Consider the following 22,895-nt stretch of genomic DNA (forward strand, 5'->3'; position numbering starts at 1 on the left):
TAAACAGGACACTTGCCTTCTTTTTATTTTCTAGGAATACCAATCGCATGACCGAGTTGTTTCGGTGTTTCAAATTCCCCTTGTTCCTCATAATATGTTTTGATGTTATCAAAAACAAAATCTGGAAAAGCACTGCTGCGACGTTGTTGGTTATCAATAGCCATCATGATAACCTCATACGTTGCAGTCGGGACTTGATCTTGATTAAACATCTTTAAAAAGAAATGTACACGTTTGTGGTCATAGTCATAAACATAAACTTCTACCGTAAACGTTTCATCTAGCAACATTTCTTTTAAGTAAGTGATATGTGCTTCTAAATTAAAAATTGTTGTGTCATGTTTTTGTCGGTAATCAATCGAGAACCCCATTTTCGCAAAGAAACCGACGACCGCATCACTGAAAATTGAAAAATACTGTGCATCATGTAAATGTTGATTATGATCAATCCAAGAAGGATGCACCTTATCCTCATAAGTATAAATGTACCCCATATTTAATTTTCCCCCTTTAATGCATATAACTGCAGTGTATCATATAAATGAAATCGATAGCTTGGACGTACTATCTTTAGACTATGATGACATTCGTATGAAGTGACTAAAGCAGGAGAAACGTTCCTGAAATTGAAACAGGATTAGAATTATTTTATTCGCACATTCTAAAAATGAATTCAAATTATCAATTTAAGTAAGAGATACAATACCAACTATTTTGCTGAAGTGTATTATCAATGAAATTTATCATCGAAAAAGTATAGTAAATGTTAAAGAATGTATAAAGAATAGAACTAAAATATTCTTCTGTATAAAGTTAACTATTTTATGAAATTTGTGTATAATGATTTGTAATAATGCAACACATTAAACAAATGGGGGGATATCATGAAGAGGCTATTATGTTTATTAAGTGCATCAGTATTAATTTTAGCGGCTTGTGGTGACAAAAAAGAGGAGTCGGAGAAAGAGGAAACATCTAGTTTAGATGCGAAACAAGCAAAAACAAAAGAAAAAGCTAAAATTAAAGATAACGCAGTTGAAATCAAAGGGGTAAAGGTGAAAATTGTGGGTACAGAAATTGTGCCTAAGGGGACAACAGAATATCAAGATGATGATGTTTTAGTTGTAAAATATGAAGTGACGAATAACAGTAAAGATGACAATGAAGTTAAACCAACTAGGTCTTATTTGAAAGTGTTTGAAGCGTATCAAGATAGTAAAGATTCAGAAAAGCGCTTAGATTACGGTCATGTAAGAGGAGAAACTTATGATAGTGAAAGAGATAAAGGTGAAGATAATATTAAAAAAGGAAGTACAATTTCATCTATTGAAACGTACAAGTTAAATGATTTAGAGTCACCTGTGTTATTAAAAGCGAAAGATCAAGAGAACTACGAGGATCCAAACATCGGTTCAATCAAAATTAATATTAAAGACAAGAAATCATCTGATAATAAATCATCTGATAAGAAGTCATCTGAAGACGATATTAAAAGTGAGGATATGACTGACTTATAAGAAATCAAAACACTGGAATAAACGATATTTCAGTGTTTTGTTATGTTGATTTAAATCAATAAAGTTTATCAAATAAGTTGAAAAAATAAGTTAATACGGTATGATAGTAATAAATAAAATAGTTCTTATTAAGAGTGAGTGGAGGGACTTGGCCCTGTGAAGCTCCAGCAACAACCGCAAGGTGACGTGCTAAATCCAACAAGGTAACTTGAAAGATAAGAAGACGTACGTGAAGCGCTTCTTCTTGCAAGGAGGGCTATTTTATTTATCCAAAATGAGAAAAAGGTGGTAAATAAAATGACAACATTCGCTAAACAACAAATCAGAGAGAAAATGCAAGAGCTGGAACAATGGGAGAATTATGAACCAATGAATATGGCTAGCAGTATGGGAAGAAAAGCCCAAATTCATGATATTGAGGCAACAATCAGACAAATGGTTCCATTGGAAGTGATTAAAGATTGGCTAGAAGAAAAGTAAGAAAGAAGAGAAGTTCATGATCGCAATCAGTGCGTGTTTAATTGGAGAGAATGTACGTTACGACGGCAGTCATAAATTGAATGATACATTACGCCAACTTGTTCAAGAGGATAAAGCGATAGCGCTATGTCCTGAAGTATTAGGCGGTTTGACTACACCGAGACCAGCAGCTGAAATTGTTGGCGGGGATGGCTTTGATGTGTGGTCAGGTCGTGCTAAAGTCATTGCGACGACAGGTGAAGATGTTACGGAGGCATTTAAAGAAGGTGCATTAAAGACATTGGAATTACTGCAAGCACATCAATGTACGGCAATGATTCTAAAGTCGAAAAGTCCTTCTTGTGGAACCTGTGAGATTTATGATGGGACATTCAGTGGAGACTTGAAATCCGGCGAGGGTGTCTGTGCAGCGTTATTAATACGGCACGGAATTACAATTATGAATGAATTAAACTGGAGAGAAAAATTAGATTTCACGTCGATTTAATTTTTAGTGTGAATTTTCTTATTGACAGAATATTCTTTTAACTATAGACTAGGATTAATTCAAATAATATTAATTGATTATGATGAGTAAAGTACATATTGAAGAATTAACAGAGAGCTTTTGGTTGGTGTGAAAAAGTAATTCGACAATATCGAAAATGGACTCTGAATCTGTCAGCTGAATCGTTAAGTTGGCACGTGTTAGCAAACGTTACCACTGCTCGAGTATGATAGTACTGTTGAGGAGAAGTATGGACTTCTTGAAACTGGGTGGTACCGCGCAGAATCGAATTCTACGCCCCTGTAAAGCTTTAGTATAGGCTTTATGGGGGCTTTTTTATTATTTGAAATAAGAACATAAACATAGGGGGAAGTTAAGATGAGTGAATTATTACGTTATGATATTGTAGGAAGTTTCTTAAGACCAGAGGCATTAAAAGAAGCACGTGCAGCGTTCGAAAAAGGAGAAATCGATCAAGCTGCCTTAAGAGAAGTAGAAGACCGTGAGATTAAAACATTGATTGAGAAGCAAGTAGAGAATGGTTTGAAATCTATTACAGATGGAGAATTTCGTAGAAGTTGGTGGCATTTAGATTTCTTCTGGGGATTGAATGGTGTAGAAACAGTCAAAGATGAAGGCGGATTTGAGTTCGATGCGGTTCAATCTCGTATTGAAACAGCACGTTTATCAGGCCCGATTTCAGGAGACAATCATCCGTTTGTGGCAGACTTCAAATTCTTATTAGCTCATACACCAGAAGGTATCGAGGCACGTCAAACTGTACCAGCACCTGCCAGACTCTTCTCAGAGCTGACACGAAAAGAAAATATTGAAGCAACACGCAAATATTACGAAACAGATGACGCATTAATTGATGCCATTGCGGATGCATATCAAACAGTGATTGAAGATTTATATGAAGCGGGTCTCAAAACGATTCAATTTGACGATACAACATGGGGGCGTTTAGTCGGAGACCAAACTGAAATTAACGGTAAAAACGGTGACCAACAAGAAAAAGAACGCTTAAAACAATTATTCAAAGACGTGAATAACCGCGCAATTGAACGTTTACCTAAAGACTTGCGTGTTCAAACTCATATTTGTCGTGGTAATTACCGTTCCACATGGTTCGCATCAGGCGCATATGACAGTGTCGCAACACCGTTGTTCGACCAAGAAAATGTAGATGCTTATCTTTTAGAATACGATAGTGATCGTTCAGGTGGATTTGAACCGCTTCAATACGTATCAGATGATAAACAAGTCGTATTAGGTCTCATTACTTCTAAAGATGGTGAATTAGAAGATATAGATGAAGTCATAAAACGTATTAAAGAAGCGTCACAATATATCCCGTTAGACCGTTTAGCTTTAAGTACACAATGCGGCTTCGCATCAACAGAAGAAGGTAATAACTTAACTGAAGCACAACAATGGGCTAAAATTCGTTTAGTCAAAAGTATTGCGGAAGAAGTATGGCCTGAAAAAGTAAAAGGTTAAATCATCAATACATTAATGAATGATAGAAGATGAATTTCACTAGAGAAGGTGGAATTCATCTTTTTTTATTCATTTCTTTAAGTTAACTTCACAAAAGTCACCAAGCTGACAAAGATTTTTAATCACTACCTTGTATTATTTAATAGTAAGGGGTATATTATAAGTGAACTACTATTAAATATTAAACAGTACTGAATAATGTGTTGGAGGTTTGCTATGAATATACAATTTAAGAAAGGCGCACTTGAATTTTTAGTCTTGCTTATTATTCAAGGTGAAGATCAGTATGGCTATTCACTTGTACAAAAGATAACACCGCGTATCACAATCGCAGAAGGTACCGTCTATCCTTTAATGCGCCGTTTAGTTAAGGAAGGTTATTTAACAACTTATTTTAAACCGTCGACAGAAGGACCAGCACGCAAGTATTACCGAATTACCGAAGAGGGTCATGAACGTTTAGAAGCACTACTTGAAGAATGGAAGGCCTTTACAGAAGCTGTAGATTTATTTATTGAGGAGAGTGAGAGAGATGAGTAAACAAGAATATTTACAGTTATTAAATCGTTATTTAACGCGCGTTTCACCGGAAGAACGCCAAGATATTTTAAACGAGTATGAAACACACTTCATCAGTGGTAAAGAAGCAGGAAAAACTGAAGAAGAAATTTCCCGGGAATTAGGTAATCCGAAAGACATCGGGCGTGAAATGAGTGCGAATGCGGCGGTAGATAAAGCAGAATCTTCTCGCAATGCCGGCAATGTCACGAATGCTGTGTTAGCGGTTATGGGATTAAGTATTTTAAACTTCTTCGTTATTACCATTGTAATTGCGACATGGTTCGGTGTGCTTTTATCTTTAGGTGTGGCGACGCTTACTTTTCTAGCTGCACCTATATTCTTACTGGTCAAAGGCATGATAGATGGATTTGGAGAAATTATTCCTCTAGATATCTATGTTTCATTTACATGCTTTGGAATCGGATTGATGTTATTTACAGTAACGTACCTTGCTTATAAATGGAGCTTCGTTCTCTTTATGAAATATTTACGTTGGAATATTAAAGTTGTGAAAGGAAGTGCGCAATCATGAAAAAAGCATTGTTGATTATCTTTAGTATAGGCTTAGTGATTACAGTCGGTTTCGGAATTGCGGGCTATGTAGAAGGAAAAAAGCAACTTAAAAAAGCTGATAATCCAATTCATTACACAAAAGACTATAAGCATGAAGATGCGAAAATAAAAAACTTGAAAATCAATACGGATACATCAAACGTCATCATTAAAAAAGGTGACCACTTCCATGTTAAGGGGGAAGGTGGTATTAAAGGAAAAACAAAAATTAACAGTACTATCAAAGGTGATACATTAGCGGTTGAATCAAAACTTCCAAACCCTACGATTAATTTTACATTTGGAAATATCACAAACAGCACCATCACAATTACAGTACCTGAACGTCAATTGTCAGATGTGACAATTTATAATGATACAGGAGACATGACAATTGAAGGTTTAAAAGCGAATCATTTAGAAGCGCAATTGGATACAGGAGAGTTAGTGTTAAAAGCAGCTGATCTTAATAAAGTAGATTTAACAAGTGATACAGGTGATATTGAAATCACGCAAACACTTTTCAAAAATATGAGGATTGGAAATGATACTGGCGATACTGAAGTCAAAGGTATCAAAGGCGATGTGAATCTCCAAGTGCAATCAGACACAGGTGATATTGAGGTAGATTATGCAGAACCACCTAAAAATACTAAGGTTATTCATAAAGAAGATGTAGATATGGATATTCATCAACCTGCTTTAAAAGCAAAACGTTATGGCAATGCTTCGCACACAATTGAATTAGAATCAGATACAGGTACAGTAGAAATTAATTAAAGTTATCACTATGAGCACCTAAGCAGAGAAGTTCTGTCTAGGTGCTTCTTTATATTGATAAAATTAATATTTTTAAATTTATTTTCGTATATAAGTTTAATTACTTTTTTCTCGTTTGTGTATACGTTAGAATGTCTTTTGCGAAAATGAAAGAAAGGAGAAATATATGATTAATCTGTTATCAGCCATTGGATCTATCGGGACATTTATTATGGCTTTGTTCTATTTAGTGTCTGTATCGATTCAACTCTATCAACTGCGTATTTCATTTACGCCAGCCATTGGTTTTAATCAAATTTTACTGCAGACAAGTAAAAATGATCGATTGAAGTTATTTAATATCAGCGCAGCAAACCAAGATAGTAATCGCTTTTTAAAGCTATATAACTTAGGCGGCGGTGCCGCAAAAGAAGTGATAGTCACAATCACACACATGGGTAAAGAAGAAGTACTTCAAAGGAAATATGTCAGTATTTTACCAAGTAAAGAGTATTATCTTGTGCCTATTAATGAAGGTGTCTTTCATGAATTAGAAGAAACGATTCAACAGAATGGCTATGAAGCAGCTTTAAAAGTAGATATAAACTTCAAACACAACTTAAGCCGTAAAACACAGCATATAGAGTTATTCGGTAAAATCGATAGTTTCAATCAATTAGATGAAAATCCAATCTATGAATTGCAGTTTGTTCAAAAATCTGCGATTAACCAATAGTGAATGGGCTCCAAAATATCAAGTTTGGGGTCTTTTTTTATGTATGAGCATAAATACTTGCATTATTCCTAAAGTAGTATTATTATATGAAGTATAATAAGTATATCAGAAGAACAACGTCCTCATTATAAGATAGAAAAGAGTAGAAAAGGGAAGTTATTCAAAGATAAGGAGATGAAATAAATGAACAACAACAACTTAAAAGGTATGCACCATGTCACTGCGATTACAAGTGATGCGATTAAAATATATGATTTCTTTACAGACGTATTAGGTCTAAGATTAGTGAAAAAAACAGTAAACCAAGATGATATCCAAACGTATCATTTATTCTTTGCGGATGATGAAGGGAATGCAGGAACAGATGTCACATTCTTCGATTTCCCTGGAATTCCTAAAGGTACACATGGAACAGATGAAATTGCACGTATTACATTACGTGTACCATCAGATGCGGCGATTGAATTTTGGAATGACCGTTTAAGTGAGTTTGACGTGAACCATGAAGCGCCAACAGAACTATTCGGTAAAAAAATCTTACGTTTTGAAGATTTTGATGGCCAACTTTACACATTAATTTCTGATGAATCAGATTCAGCAGACAGTGTAGAACCAGGTGTTGCTTGGAAAAATGCGCCAGTACCAGAAGAATATGCGATTGTCGGTTTAGGACCTATCGAATTAAACGTGAGCCGTTTCGATCCATTCAAACAAATTTTCGAAGAAGTATACGGCTATAAAGAAGTTGAATCTGAAGGCGACTATCATTTATTCGAAACAGGAAAAGGCGGTAACGGCGGACAAGTTATCGTACGTAAACTTGGCGGCAACCCAGGTATGCAAGGTTATGGTACAATCCATCACACTGCGTTCCGTGTGGCTGATAAAGATGAATTAGATGTCTGGATTGACCGTTTGAATAAATATCAAATCGGCAACTCTGGATTTGTAGAACGTTACTTCTTCAAATCACTTTATTCTAAATTCTATCCAGGTATCTTAATTGAAATTGCGACAGATGGTCCAGGTTTCATGGGAGATGAACCATACGAAACAGTAGGTGAAATCTTATCATTACCACCATTCTTGGAACCAAAAAGAGAACAAATCGAAGCACAAGTACGTCATATTGAAACAACGCGCCACAACCAACCAGGCCGTACAAATCAATAATTTATCACTAAGGAGGCAGGTATCATGGCTTTAGATACAATGAAGCACATTTTTAGAAAAGGTCAAAGTTCAGATCAACCTACATTCATCTTATTACACGGAACAGGTGGAGACGAATCTGATTTATTCCCGCTCGCATTACGTTTGAACCCAAACTATAACATGTTAGGTGTGAAAGGAAATGTGGATGAAAATGGTATGACACGTTTCTTCAAACGTCATGGTGAAGGTCAATATGATTGGAAAGACTTAGAAGAACGCGGCACAGAATTATATGAGTTCTTACAAGCAGCCGCAAAAGAATATGACTTTGATTTAGAAAATGCAATCTTAGTTGGTTTCTCAAACGGTACGAACATTGCGATTAACTTACTATTACGTGAGGAAACTAAATTTGCGAAAGCATTATTATTCGCAGGACTTTATCCAACACATATTGACCATGTGAAAGATTTAAGTGGCACAGACATCTATTTTTCAATGGGTACGCATGACCCTATCGTACCTGTATCTGAAAGTGAACGTTTAATTGATTTATTCCAACGTTCAGGTGCGAATGTTACAACACATTGGACACAATCACACGGCATTACTGAAGAGTCACTTAATGAAGCAGTGAAAGTTGTGAACGAACAATAAACTTAAATAATAGCTTAATAGACACGTGATTGAAGGACCTCCAGACCAATTCAATCAAACCCCGTAATCAAGCACTCATGCTTTTTGACTAAAATTCAAAAAGTGCTGAGTGCTTTTTAATATGTGAAAGTATAATAAAAAGCTTCTGCAGACACAGAAGCTAAATTAATACGGATAGATCTTTTTAAATTCAGAGTATTAAAGCGAGAATATTCTTTAATATAATCAACGCGACCAAAAAAACGATAACGCTGGATACTTTGTTAAGAATTAAAATGAATTTGCCAGACTTATCGACAGTGCCGACTATACGTCCTAAAACTGCCAAGAAGATAAACCAAATCCAAGAAATGGAGATGGTGGCGATAGAAAAGGCCAATTTGTCATCCCCTTCATAGATTGAGGCACTTGTCCCAATGACACCGACTGTATCCATAATAGCGTGTGGGTTAAGTAAGGAAACAGAGAGCGCAAATAGAATTTGTTTCTTAGGACTCATCGGTTCAATTTCATCAATATTAGAAGGCTTTTCTTTCCAAAGTGACCAAGCCATATAGATTAAGAATACAAAACCAACGATATAGATCACTAATTGTAACGTCGGCATAGACATTAAAATCAAAGACACACCGAGTATTGCGACTACAATTAAAAATGTGTCACAAAATCCTGCAGTGAGGATGACAGGTAAAGCATGCGTCAATTTTTTCTGATTCGCACCTTGGTTAAACACAAAGACATTTTGTGCGCCTAAAGGCAAAATCAGACCTAACGCTAACAAAACACCATGAAGTATCGCTTGTAACATAAATGACTACCCACTTTCTCTATACAATGTCTCTTTGATTTTGTGATTGGGCTAAGCGTGTACATAAAGAGGGATTGTATGTATGTTAGTTAATTTGTAGTATATACAAAAACTAAATGGTGAACAACGCATAACAAAAAGATGAATAAGATAGGTATATAATTCAGTGTCTCATTCGTTTGTAATCTATTTTGTTAACTCGAATTAAGAAATTATTAAACTTTGGTTTATGGTGTATGCAGATACAAAACGCTACACTGAAAATAGGAAATTAAGTAATTATTTTCTATGGATTTTCATTAGTTGACCGCTATATGAAACCAATTATCCTTATTCGTTGGATATCCGGATTTTGGCTATCGTTCAAAATTCGGATTTTTTAATTCTTTGAGAAAAGGTAGGTTACGCTTTTTATGGTTTTAATGATTCTAGGTTTATTCTTTATTATTCGCTTATACTCTTTATCCATCTCTATTCGTCATGAGCGTGAATTGATTGCGCAAGGTGCAGTGCAATATGGCGCAAAGAACTCAAAATATCTTGCGTTATTACATATTTTAATCTATGTGACCAGCTTTGTTTATGCGACAATCGCTCAACCCGCATTTAATGTAGTATCACAAATTGGCCTCTTATTACTGATCGTCAGTTATGTGATGTTGTTTTGGGTCATTCGTACACTAGGTCCAATTTGGACGTTGAAGGTCTACATACTTAAAGAACATCATATTGTAAAATCAGGACTCTTTAAATTCGTTAAACATCCCAATTACTTCTTAAATATTATTCCTGAATTAATCGGTGTGATTTTATTAACACAAGCTTATCCAGTAAGTGTACTGCTTATTCCGTATGCAGTTTCACTATATGTACGCATTCAACAAGAAGAAAGCGCGATGGCACATCTTAAATAAATAACATAACGGTGTAAGACTAAGAACAAATTTTAAACGTTCTTAGTCTTTTTTGTTAAGAGTTTTACAATATTTAATGGCGTTTAATTGAAGGTGGAAATAAGGAGGAAAGAGAACCTATAATAGAATTAATACGAATGTGTTGGAGGTGAGTAAGTATGTTGAAGGTGAAAGCACCGAACCATCTCTTTTTGGAAGGGGGAGATGAAGCGGTGTTGTTGTTGCATTCTTTTACTGGGACTGTACAAGATGTCAAAGAAGTAGCAGAAGCATTACATAAAGAGGGTTATACCTGTTATGCGCCTTGTTATAGGGGGCATGGTCTGCCTGTTTCTGAGTTCGTACAATATGATATTAGAGATTGGTGGGAAGATGCAGAAGCGGCTTATGGTTTTCTACATGCAAAGGGATACCGTAAAATCACTGTTCTTGGCGTGTCGTTAGGTGGTATTTTTGCATTAAAAATAGCTGAACAATTTGACGTAGATCGTGTGATTGGGATGTCAGTGCCTTATCATAAATCTGCAGAAGGTGTGTTAAGCAGATTGAACCATTATGGTACACGACTACAATACTATATTGGTTGTACTGAAGAGGAACAAGCAGAAGAAATGGCATATGTGCCTGCTTATCAAGAGGGTGCCGCCCATTTTGAAGCGTTTGTGAATCAAACCATGAATGAGCTTGGCAGAATCAAAGCACCGACACTGTTATTATACGGTGGAAAAGATGATGTTTCGTATAAGGAAAGTGTAGATAGCATCGCTAAAAAGTTGGTTCATGCATCGGATATTGAAACTGGATGTTTTGAGGATTCAGGTCATTTAATGACAAGAAGCACAGAGAAACAAAAAATCATAGAAAAAATCATTAATTTTATGTAAGATTAAAATGAATTTTTGTGAAACCGTTTTACTTAACAACGAAAATAGCGTAAAATCATACAAGATAATGTTTTTTTCAGAGTGTTCGTATATGATAAGATGGCCATAAGAGTACTTTTACTATTAAATTTTCTACGAACACTCGAACCGTGTGTTGACTGTGATAGTTAAATATAGAGTATTCGATTGTAAATCAACAAACAAAAACTAATTACCCTGAAAAATAGATATTTCCACCCAAGAAGAAGAGAAAGAGAAAGATGAATTGGAGGGATTTCGTTATGAAAAACGAAATAGTCAACAACGCGATTGAGCTATTTGCGAAAAAAGGATACTATGGTTGTACTTTAGAAGAAATAGCCAACAGTGTATCTATAAAAAAAGCGAGCTTATACTATTATTTCCCAAGTAAAGCTAATATTTATGAAGCATGTTCAAATAGAATTATCCAATATTTTAATAGAATCTTAGACTTACAAGAAAATATATCGCAACGTACTTTAGAAAACTTACGTCAATTTATCATAGATATGGTTTTTAAACCTAACATCAGTTATTTACGTATGTATATACAATTTAACCAAGCACCAGATGAGTTTAAAGAACAACTGTATCAAGGTATTGCTGCACTGCATAGTAAATTGAATCGTATTTTAGAGCTTTATTACGAGGTGAATGACATTTCAATGCCTATCAGAGAGCTTAAAGATTTAATGTTAGGTATTATGGAAAGCGGCTTTATTAGAACAACTTTCGTTAATTACTTTGATGAATTAAGTTATCGCAGATATGCTATGGAAAAAGATGTTGAAGCAACATTAAACGCTTTGCTGGAATTAGAATAAGTGCATATTGATCGTAACTTTAAAGCAAGATGAGATTATCCAAAAGGGTAATCTTTTTTTATGCCATTTTGAGTTGAAAATGAATGCATAAGCAATGTTAAGCAGCTTTAAGAGATACGGGGTAGAAAAAATCTAAAATATATGAGAAAGCCTATGATGACAAGGTTATAACAAGATATTCTGTTTAATTGCTAGTTGAGGGATTGCTATATTTGTGTTATAGTATACTTACTTACATGAACGCTTTAACGCTTTAAAGTAAATTAGTTTTTAGCCTGAAAATAACAGAAAAGGATGAGCAGCGTGTCGAAACAATCACAGTGGAAAACCTCAACCGGTTTTATTTTAGCAAGCGCAGGTTCGGCCATCGGATTAGGGGCCATGTGGAAATTCCCATATATGGCTGGTATCTATGGCGGCGGTGCGTTTCTACTTATGTTTTTAATATTTACAATTTTTATAGGCTTGCCGTTACTCATTATGGAATTTACAATCGGTAAGCTTGGAAGAACTTATACAACCGCTATTTTCGGTAAATTATCAAATAAGAAATGGACAAATGTTATTGGCTGGAGCGGTAACCTCGCTGTTTTTGTCTTATTTGGTTTCTATAGCGTTGTTGGTGGTTGGATTATGATTTATATCGCACAAGTTGCGATGCAGATAATAGGACTAAGAGACGGGACACTTGGCAGTATTCAATTTGAACAAGTCATCTCAAGTCCGCTTTATACCATGTTAGGACAAGGTTCTTTTATCTTAGTGACGATGGTAATTGTTATGTTAGGTGTTGAGCATGGGCTTGAGAAAGCATCTAAAGTTATGATGCCTTTGCTGTTCATCTTTTTAATATTAATTGTGGTACGTTCACTCTCATTAGAAGGTGCTTCTGAAGGTGTACGTTTCTTATTAGAACCACGTATGGAAGAGCTATCTATGGAAGGTATTCTCTTTGCGCTTGGCCAATCATTCTTCGCCCTCTCATTAGGAACGACAGGGATGATTACGTACGCAAGTTATGCCCCTAAAGAAATGACGATTAAAACTTCTGCGTTATCCATTGTAATTATGAATATTATTGTGGCTTTACTTGCAGGTTTAGCGATCTTCCCTGCAATCAATGCGTTCGGTTATAAACCAGAAGAAGGTCCTGGCTTACTCTTTAAAGTACTGCCGCATGTATTTGAGAAAATGAGCTTTGGTCCAGGATTTTATTTCATCTTCTTGATTTTATTCTTATTCGCAGCGTTAACATCATCCATTTCATTACTGGAATTGAATGTGTCTAACTTTACTAAGAATGACAACCGTAAACGTGGTAAAGTAGCGTTAATCGGCAGTATATTAGTCTTTATTATCAGTATCCCAGCAACTTTATCATTTAGTACATTAAGTCATGTACACTTTTTAGCGGGTACGATTTTCGACAATATGGACTTTTTAGTTTCTAATATTTTAATGCCTTTAGGCGCACTTGCGACGACTTTATTTGTCGGTCAATTATTGAAAAAAGAAGATCTGAAATCAGTATTTGGTAATGATCGTTTGAAAATCTTTATGCCTTGGTATTACTTAGTTAAATATGTCTTGCCTGTGGTAATACTCTTAGTTTTCGTCATCCAATTCTTTAATTAAAATAAAATGAATCACAAAAGAAAATTCCCGTTGCATCATGCATGCAACGGGAATTTTTTACTATTTAACCTCAATATCTAACTTAATTTGAGAATGTATCCAGTAAGTTTTATGGAGTCTCCACCTTATTGAATTTACGCTTTAGCTTTATATATTGGTGATGCTCCCACTTATGACGCAACTGTTTAAAGTCATCAGATTTAAGATAGACAAGTAACCCTATAAGTGCAGTTAAAACTAACAAGATATTAATAACAACATTAATCTGTTCATAGCCATATTCATAGAGGTGAACGCTAGAATTATTAAGTGTGTGCAGTAAGATAGTGATTTTGATATCTCTAGTTAATGCAAAAACGATACTGTAAATGAATCCTGGAACTAAATAAGGGAAAACATGCTGGTAATCGCCTGAGACTACCACATGAAGAAAGCCGAAAATGATTGTAGAAAGTGTTACATAAATTGCCATTCTCAAAAACATGGATTTGCGGTTAGTTTCGTTAAACAGAAAAGAAGTGGTGGTTAAAATAATGATAAAAAGCATACCTCTAAATATTACTTCTTCTATGATAGGTGCATTAAAACTAGTACCAAGAAATGAAGAAGGAAAATCAACAGCTTTCTCTTTTAAAATCTTTTGATTCTCTGACTCGCCTGTGTAAACAAGTCTACTTAGAATACTTGTGGAAAAATAGGAAACAGTAATCAAGGAAAATTTGATAGATCAACCTAATTTTGTTGATTGAACGTATTTGGGGTTGAATAAAGAAGGTATATGACATATTTTCAAATAATACTGATAAACGAATAAAACGAGTATCGGAATAATAATATAAAGTACACATAGTGTTATCGGATTTTCAAAGTGATCAGTTGCAAATAATAAGCTATACATAAAAGCACTCATGAGTAGTATTGATATGATAATCCATTTAATTGCTAGAAAAATAGTTTGTATGAAGTTTTTAAAAGTATTGTGCGTGTGAAGCACGTTGCATCCTCTCCTAACTTTTAATTTTATTTTGATTATTTGTGAATAGACACAATGAAGTTACATCAATATTTTTAAGTTACACTTTAAGAGAAAATTGCATTTACAACTGCATTGCGCTATAATTCATACCAGTACGATAGGAATAATGGGAATGAATGATGGGAAACAGGAGTCGGGCCTGTCATCATGCATTTCACGGGGAGGACATCTATGATTGGATTTGATTTAATCGGCAATACACCTTTGGTTAAATTAGAGTCGTTCAGTGATGATAAAGTATCAATTTATGCAAAACTAGAACAATTCAACCCTGGCGGCAGTGTAAAAGACCGCTTAGGCAAATACTTAATTGAACAAGCAATGGAACGTGGACAAATTAAGCGCGGTGACACAATAGTGGAAGCCTCAGCAGGCAATACGGGTATTGGCTTAGCAATTGCGGCAAACCACTATGGTTTACAATGTGTGATTTATGCGCCGATCGGTTTTGCGGCAGAAAAGATTTCAATTATGGAAGCATTAGGCGCAAAAGTGATTCGTACACCGCAAAATGGCGGTATGTTAGGTGCGCAACAAGCGGCACGTGATTATGCGGCTGAACATGGTGCGTATTATACGAATCAGTTTGAGTCAGAAGATAATCCAGGTGCGTATCGAGATACGATGGCACAAGAAATCTTAAAAGAATTGCCGGAAGTAGATTACTTTGTGGCAGGTGTCGGTTCAGGCGGAACATTTACAGGAACTGCCGAAGTATTAGCACAACACGGTGTTAAAAATGTCATTGTTGAACCTGTCGGGTCAGTGTTAAACGGTGGTAAAAAACGCCTGCATGACACAGAAGGTATCGGTTCTGAAAAATGGCCAGGCTTCTTAGATAAAGGTTTAGTAACAGACATTTTAACTATTACAGATGAAGATGCCTTTCATAATGTAAAACAACTTGCGCTACAAGAAGGACTGTTAGTCGGCAGTTCCTCAGGTGCCGCATTACAAGGTGCATTAGAAATTAAAGCACGTATAGACAAAGGAACGATTGTCACAGTCTTCCCAGACGGCAGTGATCGTTATATGTCTAAATCGATTTTTAATTATTCGGGAAAAAATAAGGCGTAAAGGAGTTAAAGATTTATGAATAAGAAAACACAAATGGTACATGGCGGCCATACAACAGATGATTATACAGGTGCGGTAACGACACCGATTTATCAAACAAGCACTTATTTACAAGATGATATCGGGGATTTGCGTGAGGGTTATGAATATTCACGTAGCGGTAATCCAACACGTGCTGCCCTAGAAAGTGCGATTGCAGATATAGAATATGGACATTTTGGTTTCGCATTCGGCTCAGGTGTAGCCGCGATGTCTGCAGTTATCATGTTATTAGATAAAGGTGATCACATCGTTGTGAATTCTGATGTCTACGGCGGTACATTCCGAGTGTTGACAAAAGTGTTCAATCGCTTCGGTATTGATGCGGACTTTGTAGATACAACAGAAGTTGAAAAAATTGAAGCAGCGATTAAACCAGAAACAAAAATGTTAATGGTTGAAACACCATCTAACCCATTATTACGTGTGACGGATATTAAAGCTTCAGCAGAAATTGCGAAAAAGCATGATTTGATTTCTGTAGTGGATAATACATTCATGTCTCCTTATTTCCAAAATCCATTAAAACTAGGTGTAGACATTGTCTTACATTCTGCTTCTAAATATATCGGTGGCCACAGTGATGTTATCGGTGGTTTACTCGCAACAAGCGATGAAGATTTAGCTGAACGTCTTGGCTTCATTCAAAACTCAACAGGCGGTGTGCTTGGACCACAAGACAGTTATTTATTAATTCGTGGTATTAAAACATTAGGTTTACGTATGGAACAAGTCAGCCGTAGTGCAGTGGCAGTTGCGAAAATGCTTGCGGAACACCCTAATGTTCAAAAAGTATATCATCCAAGCTTAGAAAGTCATCCAAATCACGATGTACATGAAAACCAAGCATCAGGTCATACAGGTGTTGTGTCATTTGTAGTTTCTGATATTGATGCCGCAAAGGCAGTGATTCGTGAAACAGAATACTTCACATTAGCTGAAAGCTTAGGTGCAGTGGAAAGTTTAATTTCAGTACCCGCTCTAATGACACACGCTTCTATTCCAAAAGAAGTACGTGAAAAAGAAGGTATTGAAGACGGTTTAATCCGTTTATCTGTTGGTATTGAAGATACAGAAGACTTAGTCGCTGATTTAAAACAAGCTTTAGACCAATTACAAAAATAATTTCATATAAAGATGTATAGATAAAGGTGCCTTCCAAGTCGGAGAGGCACCTTTATTATTTAAGCAATTTGCTATTCATTGATTTCGCGAATTTCGAAAATCTCTTTAGCAACCGTATCGGCTTCAGTAAGTGGTAAAGCGTGATAAGTTGTATGATTTTCGACCGCAATATTTTGATTGATATGTGTGTGATAGTATTGATCTAATGCGTTTTTATTGATGAAAAATTGAATTTCAGGGCAACAACTGTCTGCACACTGTGTTTCTGAACATAAGTTTTTAAATAATACATAGATAGCTGGATTCTCAGTGTTAAGTTGACCGTTTTTAAGTGAGATTTGAATCGGTTCTTTCGTTTCTGCGCATTGTGCTTCTATATGAATCGGTTCATTCAAGGCATAATGAATGCCTAATGCATCAATCGCACACATCGCATAGACAGTGGTATGATCTGAAAGCTGAACTTTAAATGAAGTTGGATGTGTCGAAAAAGGATAGAGACAAGTGATAAGGTGGTCTTGTACAACAATCACATGTTTATCATGTAATGTTTGATAAGCGTCTGTAAATGCAGGGGGAGTAGTCGGTTGTTTAACAATCTCTCGAATTAAAGATTGTCTTTGTTGATGTTCATGCGGTGTAAGTAACGCATCAAAATTAAAGTAATGCATCTAAAACGACTCCTTTCTCTTTAATCGTATTCATTTCAATTTAATTCTACGCCTATTAAACATATTAAACAAATAAAACAAAATATATAGAAAGGGAAGATAAAGTATGGTGGATTTTGCAAGACTAGAACAATATTTAGAAATAGATACTGACCAATACCATGATACAAGTTTAGAAACATTAAATGCCTATATCAGACAATATGCGCTGCATGTACCCTTTGAGAATATCAATGTACAAAATGGCTGGCCGCTTGCGTTAACAGATGAAGCGATGATGCATAAAGTTGTTGATGAACAACGTGGAGGCTTTTGTTATGAAATGAATTATTTCTTTAAACATTATCTGGAATATAAAGGTTTTGAAGTGAAGGCATTATCTGCAACTGTGTTAAGTCCAAAAGGGTGGGCGCGTGAAGGTTCGCATATGTCACTTCAAGTCGTAATTGAAGGTGTACCGTATGTTGTAGATGTCGGTTTTGGAGATATGCCGAAGTTTGCGTTGCCGATGGATGAAACGAGTATGCAGGACGTGACAGGCAGTTATCGTGTGCATCACGTCGATGAGACACATTATGATATTGAAAAATGGTCTAATGATAATCATCAATGGCAGACTAGTTATCGTGTATTAAATGAGCCGAAACAATTAGATGATTTTAAAGATGGCATTGAATTTAACCAATCCAGTCCAGATTCTATCTTTGTGCAAGGTTTATTGATCACAATAGCAACCGAAGTCGGACGTAATACGTTGACTGAAAATCATTTAACATTATTGGTCAATGGTGAGAAGACTGTTCAAGATACAACGCCTGATAATTATCAAGCATTCTTAGAAAAGTACTTTGGAATTCCTGAAATGACGATTCAGACATTTGAATAGTCATACAGTTATGAGATGAAAACAGTAAAATCATAAGTGAGAAAAAGAAACAGCACAACCTCTGAAAAATCAGAAGTTGTGCTGTGTTTTTTATGCCGCATGATCTCGTTTGCGTGAGATATATGCCACACCTAAACCTGTCAGTACTAAACCGATTGGCCATACTGGAAGATCATTGCTTCCTGTATCCGGTAAAGTCTGTTCAGTGTTTGAGTCATTTTTCGTAGTTGAAGCTGTTTTAGCTTGTTGTTGTGCATGGTTGGCATGCAATGGGTAAACATTTGAAGATTTTGTTGTTAGATGAGACTGAATTGTCTCTAGGTTTGTCACAGTTGAGTTAACCTGTGCTGTAGTTGTTTGATGTGCTGTCATTGATGCGCTGTTTTGTGACGCATTAACTTGTGATGTACCTGCTTGTGCTGTTGTTGTAGCTGCAGGGAACGGAATTACATTTGAAGTTGAAGCTGTTGGTTGCGTTGTTTGTGTGCTTGCGACAGGTTGTAATGCTGGTTGTGTCGGTACTGCAGGTGTTGTTGTATTTGGTGCTGGTTGTGCAGTATCGCCAGTCGCTGGTTGTGTTTCTGTATCTGCTTGTTCCTCTGTTTGTGCCACAGGTGGTTGACCGTTGATAATACGGCTGATTTTGTCAGTGTCGTATTGTGATAAGTCTGCTTCTCTTAAGTAATCTGAGAAGACTTTATCTAAAGAGCCGCCTTCTTCACGTAAACCGCCTAACATGTCGTAACCGTCGCCGCCTGAAGCGGTAAAGTCATTTGTAGTCATGTAGTAAATACGGTTAGGATCTAACGCTTCAAATTGTTGCGTCTGTTTGTTTAATACTTCGATTTTTAACACGCGTTCGCCAGGTGCTTTATTAATATCGTAATAAACACGAATTGATTTAGAAATATGCAAGAACGCGCCGTTAGCGCCTAATTGTCCATTTTCAACAGGTGCGCTCAAACTATGTTCAAACATTTTTGCGATATCTGTCCCTTTGACTTGGATTTGTGAAATCGTGTTGCCGAAAGGTAAGACAGTAATGATATCGCCTAGTGTAACATCTTGGTTTTTGTCGATAGAAGCACGGATTCCGCCTCCATTTGTGACTGCGAAATCAGCAGGATGGGAAAAGCCGTTTTGGCTGTATGCTTCCATACTGTCCGCAATTGCGTTACCTAAGTTTGTTTCGTGTCTGCGCACGTCATCACGTTCACCTTGGAATTGAATTGTATTATTAGGAATAATTACTTCTGAAACTTGAGCTTCGAATTTCGCTTTAGCTTCATCAAGTTGTTGTTGTAAAGCAGGGTCTGGTGTAACATCTGCTGTATCTTTAACGTTGATTAATGATGCATTCAAGTTAGAGATAGTTCCATTTTGATAATCGAATTCAACTTTACCGATATTAGCGAGTGCTGTTCCTGTTTGTGCTAGTAAAGTATTACGATTAATTTTGCCATTTTCAATAACTGAGTGAGAATGGCCGTCTAATACGATGATTTCGTTGTCATAGAAACGACGGTCACGTGCGAGTGTATCCGCAAGTGTATCTCCGCGCCACTCTGCTTTAGTTGAAGGATCAATGCCTAGGTGGGATAAAATAACAAAGATATCTGTTTGAGCTTTAATTTGATTCATGATGTTTTGGACAGCAGGAATCGGTTCTGTAAATGTGACACCTTTAATGTTATCTGGGTGTGTTTTGACAGCTGTTTCTGGTGTCGTCACACCGATAATGCCGTAGTTAATCCCATTTTTGTTCACGATTGTGTAAGGGTCAAACATAAGCTTCCCATCTTTATATGTATTTGCGGAAAGAATAGGGAAGTTTAATTGTTCTTTGTACTTTTGTGCTTGTTCAACACCGAAGTCAAATTCATGGTTACCGACTGCCATTGCGTCGTAACCTACTTCGTTCATAGCATTTGCCATGTCTGCACCTTTCGTATTGTTTGAAATTGGTAATCCTTGGAAAGCATCACCAGAATCTAACATTAAATCAGGATTTTCTTGTTGTTTGACTGTTTTTAATTTAGCCATCCCGATGACACGTCCGTCTTCTTCTAAGATACGTCCATGCATATCGTTCGTGTGAAGAATTTTCGTGTGTTGTGTCGTTGTAGGTGTCGGTTCAGCTGCTTTAGGTTCAGATACAGCTGGTGTTGTATCTGGAGTAGCTTCAGTTGAAGGTGCTGTCTTTTGCGCTGATTCATTTGATTGAACAGTTGCTTCTGTTTTAGGTTCAACCGTCTGTGTTTGTGTTGCCGGTGGTGTTGTTTTATCTGTAGGTGCCTGTTCTGTTGTCACTGCCGGTTCATTTGAATCAGTCTTTGACGCAACATCTTCTGCAGGTTGTTCTGGTGAAGCTGATGGTTGAACAGGTTCAGGTGTTGCTTGTGTTGATTGCGTTGTTGTGTCAGATGCAGGTGTCGGTGCCGGCTGTTCGACTTTTACATCTGTTGTATTAGTTTCAGGTTGCGTTGTTTCTGCCGCAAAACTTGTGAAACTGAATACCATGAACAACATCGCAACTAAGAAGCAGGTTCTGATAAGTAGCTTGTGCATGAGGAGCCTCCTTTTCTATATCTCGTATGAAGTTATATATGCATGTCATGCATACAACACTATCTTATCAATGAAAGTTGTAGAGGGGTATTGTCTTTTTGTTAATTTTGTAAATTATTTAATCAAATTGTGTGATTAATATGATGAAGCTTTGTATTGGATAATAAAGGATAGAAAGTCTTCTTGAAAAGTAGGTTTTTGAATACGTTATGAGGCTGTAATCTTTCAAAAATGTATTAAATAGAAGAGATACGAATAGTATGAGATTCAGGATTATTAGGTCTACACAAAGCTATTATATCAATAAGTTAAGCGCTTACATTACTATTTAAAAAAGTTAAAAGAATCTTTTGTAATACAAATGTCATCTAATAATAATATAGCCTTGCTCAATGATGTGTATAATAATTAAGTGTATAGGTGGAAAAGAGAGAAAACGGTTATTGAACTTCTGTTGGGGCAGAACAGAAGATTCAAGACTGAAAGAGAGAATATACTATTGTCAGGAGGCATTTCCATTGCAAAAGAAAATTATTGCTGCTGTTGTAGGAACAAGTGCGGTTTCCGCTATCGCAACAGCTGGAGCTGCAGATGCAGCTACGACTTATAGAGTCCAAGCTGGTGACTCTTTATGGTCAATTGCTCAACGTCATAATACGTCAATTGCGAACATTAAATCATTAAACAACTTAAGTTCAAACTTAATCTTCCCGAATCAGGTCTTAAAAGTAGCTGGTTCTGCTAATACAAGCAGTCAACGTACTTCAGGTGGATCATCAGTTTCAGGTGGTTCAACTTATACAGTACAACCGGGTGATTCATTATCATTAATCGCGTCTAAATACGGTACAACTTACCAAAATATTATGCGATTAAATGGTTTAAACGGTTTCTTAATTCATCCAGGACAAGTATTGAAGGTGTCAGGTACAGCATCTAACAGTACGACAACTTCTAATACGACACGTGTTTCAGGTGGTTCAGTATATACAGTGCAACCAGGTGATTCATTATCATTGATCGCATCTAAATACGGTACAACTTACCAAAACATTATGAGTTTAAATGGTTTGAATAACTTCTTTATTTATCCAGGTCAAAAATTAAAAGTGACAGGTACAACTGCAGCGAATACAAATTCGCCATCACCAGGTGTATCAACATCAACAGGTGGATACTATTCACCAGTTTTCAATCACTCTAATTTATACGACTGGGGTCAATGTACATGGCATACGTTTAACCGTCGTGCTCAAATCGGCAAACCAATCAGTACTTACTGGTGGCATGCATACAATTGGGACAATGCAGCACGTGCAGATGGTTACACAGTAGACCGTAACCCGACAGTAGGATCAATCTTACAATCAGATGCAGGTTACTTCGGCCATGTTGCTTTCGTAGAACGTATTAATGGTGACGGCAGTGTATTGGTGTCTGAAATGAACTTTACAGGCAACCCAGGTTACACAACTTACCGTACAATTCCAGCAAGCCAAGTCGGCTATTATAATTTCATTCATTAATTTGGATGTTAAACCCAGAGGTGGATAGGCCTCTGGGTTTTTAATATGAAAAACGAGAGGAACTGGTTATACCAATACCTCTCGTTATTTTATAGTTTTGTGCTTTTGTATTCAATTTCATCTGTTTCAGAGTTGTAATCTACTAATAAGTCTAGCCCTTTGAAGAACCATTCATCAGAATCGTTGATATAGAATGTGATGCGGTCGACTGTAACTGATACAGATGCGTTTTTGTCATGCGGTTCAATCTTGAATGCAGTTGTAAAATGTTCATGTAAACCAGTGTGTACATAAGCTTGTACGTAGAAGTTGACCTTATCTCCTGGCTCTAAGTCTAATTCGTTTCTAAACCATTTCAATGCTTCGTCAGTGATTTGAAGTTTCATGTTGTTACCTCCTAGGTGTTGCTGCATACTAAACTGTGTCGATAGGCAGAAGTACTATTGAAATATATCTCTATTTACCACCGATTAT

Annotated in this window: 24 protein-coding genes, 1 riboswitch and 1 other annotated feature; of the genes, 18 read left to right on the plus strand and 6 right to left on the minus strand. The window is 36.3% G+C overall.

The features are described 5' to 3' along the window. Positions 1 to 23 precede the first annotated feature (23 nt). Positions 24 to 494 carry a thioesterase family protein gene (locus HMPREF2846_RS01850; RefSeq protein ID WP_023014909.1) on the minus strand — a complete coding sequence of 157 codons (471 nt, stop codon included), beginning with the start codon at positions 492 to 494 and terminating at the stop codon, positions 24 to 26. Between the two features lie 390 nt (positions 495 to 884). On the opposite strand from HMPREF2846_RS01850, the gene HMPREF2846_RS01855 reads away from it, so the two are divergent. From HMPREF2846_RS01855 to HMPREF2846_RS01900, 10 genes are all read left to right on the plus strand, one after another. Continuing rightward, complete coding sequence (locus HMPREF2846_RS01855) at positions 885 to 1,517, plus strand: DUF5067 domain-containing protein (RefSeq protein WP_002480359.1); 633 nt, start codon at positions 885 to 887, stop codon at positions 1,515 to 1,517. 122 nt (positions 1,518 to 1,639) lie between these two features. Further along, a riboswitch (SAM riboswitch) is annotated at positions 1,640 to 1,739 on the plus strand. Positions 1,740 to 1,814: 75 nt separating this feature from the next. Beyond that, on the plus strand, positions 1,815 to 1,997 hold the full coding sequence (locus tag HMPREF2846_RS01860) for a hypothetical protein (RefSeq protein ID WP_002480360.1): 183 nt from the start codon (positions 1,815 to 1,817) through the stop codon (positions 1,995 to 1,997). Between the two features lie 16 nt (positions 1,998 to 2,013). Next, positions 2,014 to 2,484 carry a 2-thiouracil desulfurase family protein gene (locus HMPREF2846_RS01865; protein ID WP_061054948.1) on the plus strand — a complete coding sequence of 157 codons (471 nt, stop codon included), beginning with the start codon at positions 2,014 to 2,016 and terminating at the stop codon, positions 2,482 to 2,484. 70 nt (positions 2,485 to 2,554) lie between these two features. After that, positions 2,555 to 2,789, plus strand: a binding site (T-box leader). 73 nt (positions 2,790 to 2,862) lie between these two features. Beyond that, positions 2,863 to 3,987, plus strand: a complete 1,125-nt coding sequence (locus HMPREF2846_RS01870) for a 5-methyltetrahydropteroyltriglutamate--homocysteine S-methyltransferase (RefSeq protein ID WP_002480362.1) — start codon at positions 2,863 to 2,865, stop codon at positions 3,985 to 3,987. Between the two features lie 216 nt (positions 3,988 to 4,203). Beyond that, positions 4,204 to 4,527 carry a PadR family transcriptional regulator gene (locus tag HMPREF2846_RS01875; RefSeq protein ID WP_002480363.1) on the plus strand — a complete coding sequence of 108 codons (324 nt, stop codon included), beginning with the start codon at positions 4,204 to 4,206 and terminating at the stop codon, positions 4,525 to 4,527. Then, the gene (locus tag HMPREF2846_RS01880; RefSeq protein ID WP_023014914.1) at positions 4,520 to 5,080 is read left to right on the plus strand and encodes an HAAS signaling domain-containing protein; all 561 of its coding nucleotides are present in this window, start codon (positions 4,520 to 4,522) and stop codon (positions 5,078 to 5,080) included. The genes HMPREF2846_RS01875 and HMPREF2846_RS01880 overlap by 8 nt, the downstream gene beginning before the upstream one ends. Beyond that, on the plus strand, positions 5,077 to 5,880 hold the full coding sequence (locus HMPREF2846_RS01885) for a DUF4097 family beta strand repeat-containing protein (protein WP_070625431.1): 804 nt from the start codon (positions 5,077 to 5,079) through the stop codon (positions 5,878 to 5,880). Before HMPREF2846_RS01880 ends, HMPREF2846_RS01885 begins: the two co-directional genes overlap by 4 nt. Positions 5,881 to 6,046: 166 nt before the next feature. Further along, a complete protein-coding gene (locus tag HMPREF2846_RS01890; RefSeq protein WP_002480366.1) occupies positions 6,047 to 6,595 on the plus strand; it encodes a hypothetical protein in 549 nt (182 codons plus the stop codon). A 183-nt stretch (positions 6,596 to 6,778) separates the two neighbouring features. After that, positions 6,779 to 7,768: a ring-cleaving dioxygenase gene (locus tag HMPREF2846_RS01895; RefSeq protein WP_070625433.1), complete on the plus strand. Its 990-nt coding sequence runs from the start codon at positions 6,779 to 6,781 to the stop codon at positions 7,766 to 7,768. 39 nt (positions 7,769 to 7,807) lie between these two features. After that, a complete protein-coding gene (locus tag HMPREF2846_RS01900; protein ID WP_070625462.1) occupies positions 7,808 to 8,407 on the plus strand; it encodes an alpha/beta hydrolase in 600 nt (199 codons plus the stop codon). A gap of 190 nt (positions 8,408 to 8,597) precedes the next feature. Here HMPREF2846_RS01900 and HMPREF2846_RS01905 read toward each other — a convergent pair whose 3' ends face one another. Beyond that, the gene (locus HMPREF2846_RS01905; RefSeq protein ID WP_070625435.1) at positions 8,598 to 9,215 is read right to left on the minus strand and encodes a LysE/ArgO family amino acid transporter; all 618 of its coding nucleotides are present in this window, start codon (positions 9,213 to 9,215) and stop codon (positions 8,598 to 8,600) included. Positions 9,216 to 9,628: 413 nt separating this feature from the next. Between HMPREF2846_RS01905 and HMPREF2846_RS01910 the strand changes: the two genes are divergently transcribed. The 4 genes from HMPREF2846_RS01910 (at position 9,629) to HMPREF2846_RS01925 (ending at position 13,493) form a co-directional block, all read left to right on the plus strand. After that, the gene (locus HMPREF2846_RS01910) at positions 9,629 to 10,129 is read left to right on the plus strand and encodes an isoprenylcysteine carboxyl methyltransferase family protein (RefSeq protein ID WP_061054946.1); all 501 of its coding nucleotides are present in this window, start codon (positions 9,629 to 9,631) and stop codon (positions 10,127 to 10,129) included. A gap of 158 nt (positions 10,130 to 10,287) precedes the next feature. Next, the gene (locus HMPREF2846_RS01915; RefSeq protein WP_083309956.1) at positions 10,288 to 11,013 is read left to right on the plus strand and encodes an alpha/beta hydrolase; all 726 of its coding nucleotides are present in this window, start codon (positions 10,288 to 10,290) and stop codon (positions 11,011 to 11,013) included. A gap of 281 nt (positions 11,014 to 11,294) precedes the next feature. Further along, entirely contained in the window at positions 11,295 to 11,858 is a 564-nt protein-coding gene (locus tag HMPREF2846_RS01920; RefSeq protein WP_070625437.1) for a TetR/AcrR family transcriptional regulator, read from the plus strand. Positions 11,859 to 12,161: 303 nt separating this feature from the next. Continuing rightward, positions 12,162 to 13,493 (plus strand): sodium-dependent transporter, encoded by a 1,332-nt coding sequence (locus tag HMPREF2846_RS01925; RefSeq protein WP_002480373.1) that lies wholly within the window; start codon positions 12,162 to 12,164, stop codon positions 13,491 to 13,493. A gap of 109 nt (positions 13,494 to 13,602) precedes the next feature. Here the strand turns inward: HMPREF2846_RS01925 and HMPREF2846_RS01930 are convergent, their stop codons facing one another. Then, positions 13,603 to 14,205, minus strand: coding sequence for a CPBP family intramembrane glutamic endopeptidase (locus tag HMPREF2846_RS01930; protein WP_070625439.1), 603 nt, complete (start codon positions 14,203 to 14,205; stop codon positions 13,603 to 13,605). 495 nt (positions 14,206 to 14,700) lie between these two features. On the opposite strand from HMPREF2846_RS01930, the gene HMPREF2846_RS01940 reads away from it, so the two are divergent. Together HMPREF2846_RS01940 and HMPREF2846_RS01945 are read left to right on the plus strand one after the other, a co-directional pair. Then, a complete protein-coding gene (locus HMPREF2846_RS01940; protein WP_070625441.1) occupies positions 14,701 to 15,606 on the plus strand; it encodes a PLP-dependent cysteine synthase family protein in 906 nt (301 codons plus the stop codon). Positions 15,607 to 15,621: 15 nt separating this feature from the next. Further along, positions 15,622 to 16,770 (plus strand): bifunctional cystathionine gamma-lyase/homocysteine desulfhydrase, encoded by a 1,149-nt coding sequence (locus HMPREF2846_RS01945; protein WP_070625443.1) that lies wholly within the window; start codon positions 15,622 to 15,624, stop codon positions 16,768 to 16,770. Between the two features lie 71 nt (positions 16,771 to 16,841). Here the strand turns inward: HMPREF2846_RS01945 and merB are convergent, their stop codons facing one another. Continuing rightward, the gene (gene merB, locus HMPREF2846_RS01950; RefSeq protein WP_070625445.1) at positions 16,842 to 17,441 is read right to left on the minus strand and encodes an organomercurial lyase; all 600 of its coding nucleotides are present in this window, start codon (positions 17,439 to 17,441) and stop codon (positions 16,842 to 16,844) included. A gap of 106 nt (positions 17,442 to 17,547) precedes the next feature. Here merB and HMPREF2846_RS01955 point away from each other — a divergent pair, with 106 nt between their 5' ends. Next, positions 17,548 to 18,327, plus strand: coding sequence for an arylamine N-acetyltransferase family protein (locus tag HMPREF2846_RS01955; RefSeq protein ID WP_002480378.1), 780 nt, complete (start codon positions 17,548 to 17,550; stop codon positions 18,325 to 18,327). A gap of 90 nt (positions 18,328 to 18,417) precedes the next feature. Here the strand turns inward: HMPREF2846_RS01955 and HMPREF2846_RS01960 are convergent, their stop codons facing one another. Beyond that, positions 18,418 to 20,895: a 5'-nucleotidase C-terminal domain-containing protein gene (locus HMPREF2846_RS01960; protein ID WP_070625446.1), complete on the minus strand. Its 2,478-nt coding sequence runs from the start codon at positions 20,893 to 20,895 to the stop codon at positions 18,418 to 18,420. A gap of 518 nt (positions 20,896 to 21,413) precedes the next feature. On the opposite strand from HMPREF2846_RS01960, the gene HMPREF2846_RS01965 reads away from it, so the two are divergent. After that, complete coding sequence (locus tag HMPREF2846_RS01965; protein ID WP_002480380.1) at positions 21,414 to 22,421, plus strand: LysM peptidoglycan-binding domain-containing protein; 1,008 nt, start codon at positions 21,414 to 21,416, stop codon at positions 22,419 to 22,421. Positions 22,422 to 22,510: 89 nt separating this feature from the next. Here HMPREF2846_RS01965 and HMPREF2846_RS01970 read toward each other — a convergent pair whose 3' ends face one another. Then, the gene (locus tag HMPREF2846_RS01970) at positions 22,511 to 22,807 is read right to left on the minus strand and encodes a HesB/YadR/YfhF family protein (protein WP_002480381.1); all 297 of its coding nucleotides are present in this window, start codon (positions 22,805 to 22,807) and stop codon (positions 22,511 to 22,513) included. Positions 22,808 to 22,895 lie beyond the last annotated feature (88 nt).

This window comes from Staphylococcus sp. HMSC056G08, from assembly GCF_001812305.1.
GTDB classification, from domain to species: Bacteria; Bacillota; Bacilli; order Staphylococcales; family Staphylococcaceae; genus Staphylococcus; species Staphylococcus simulans.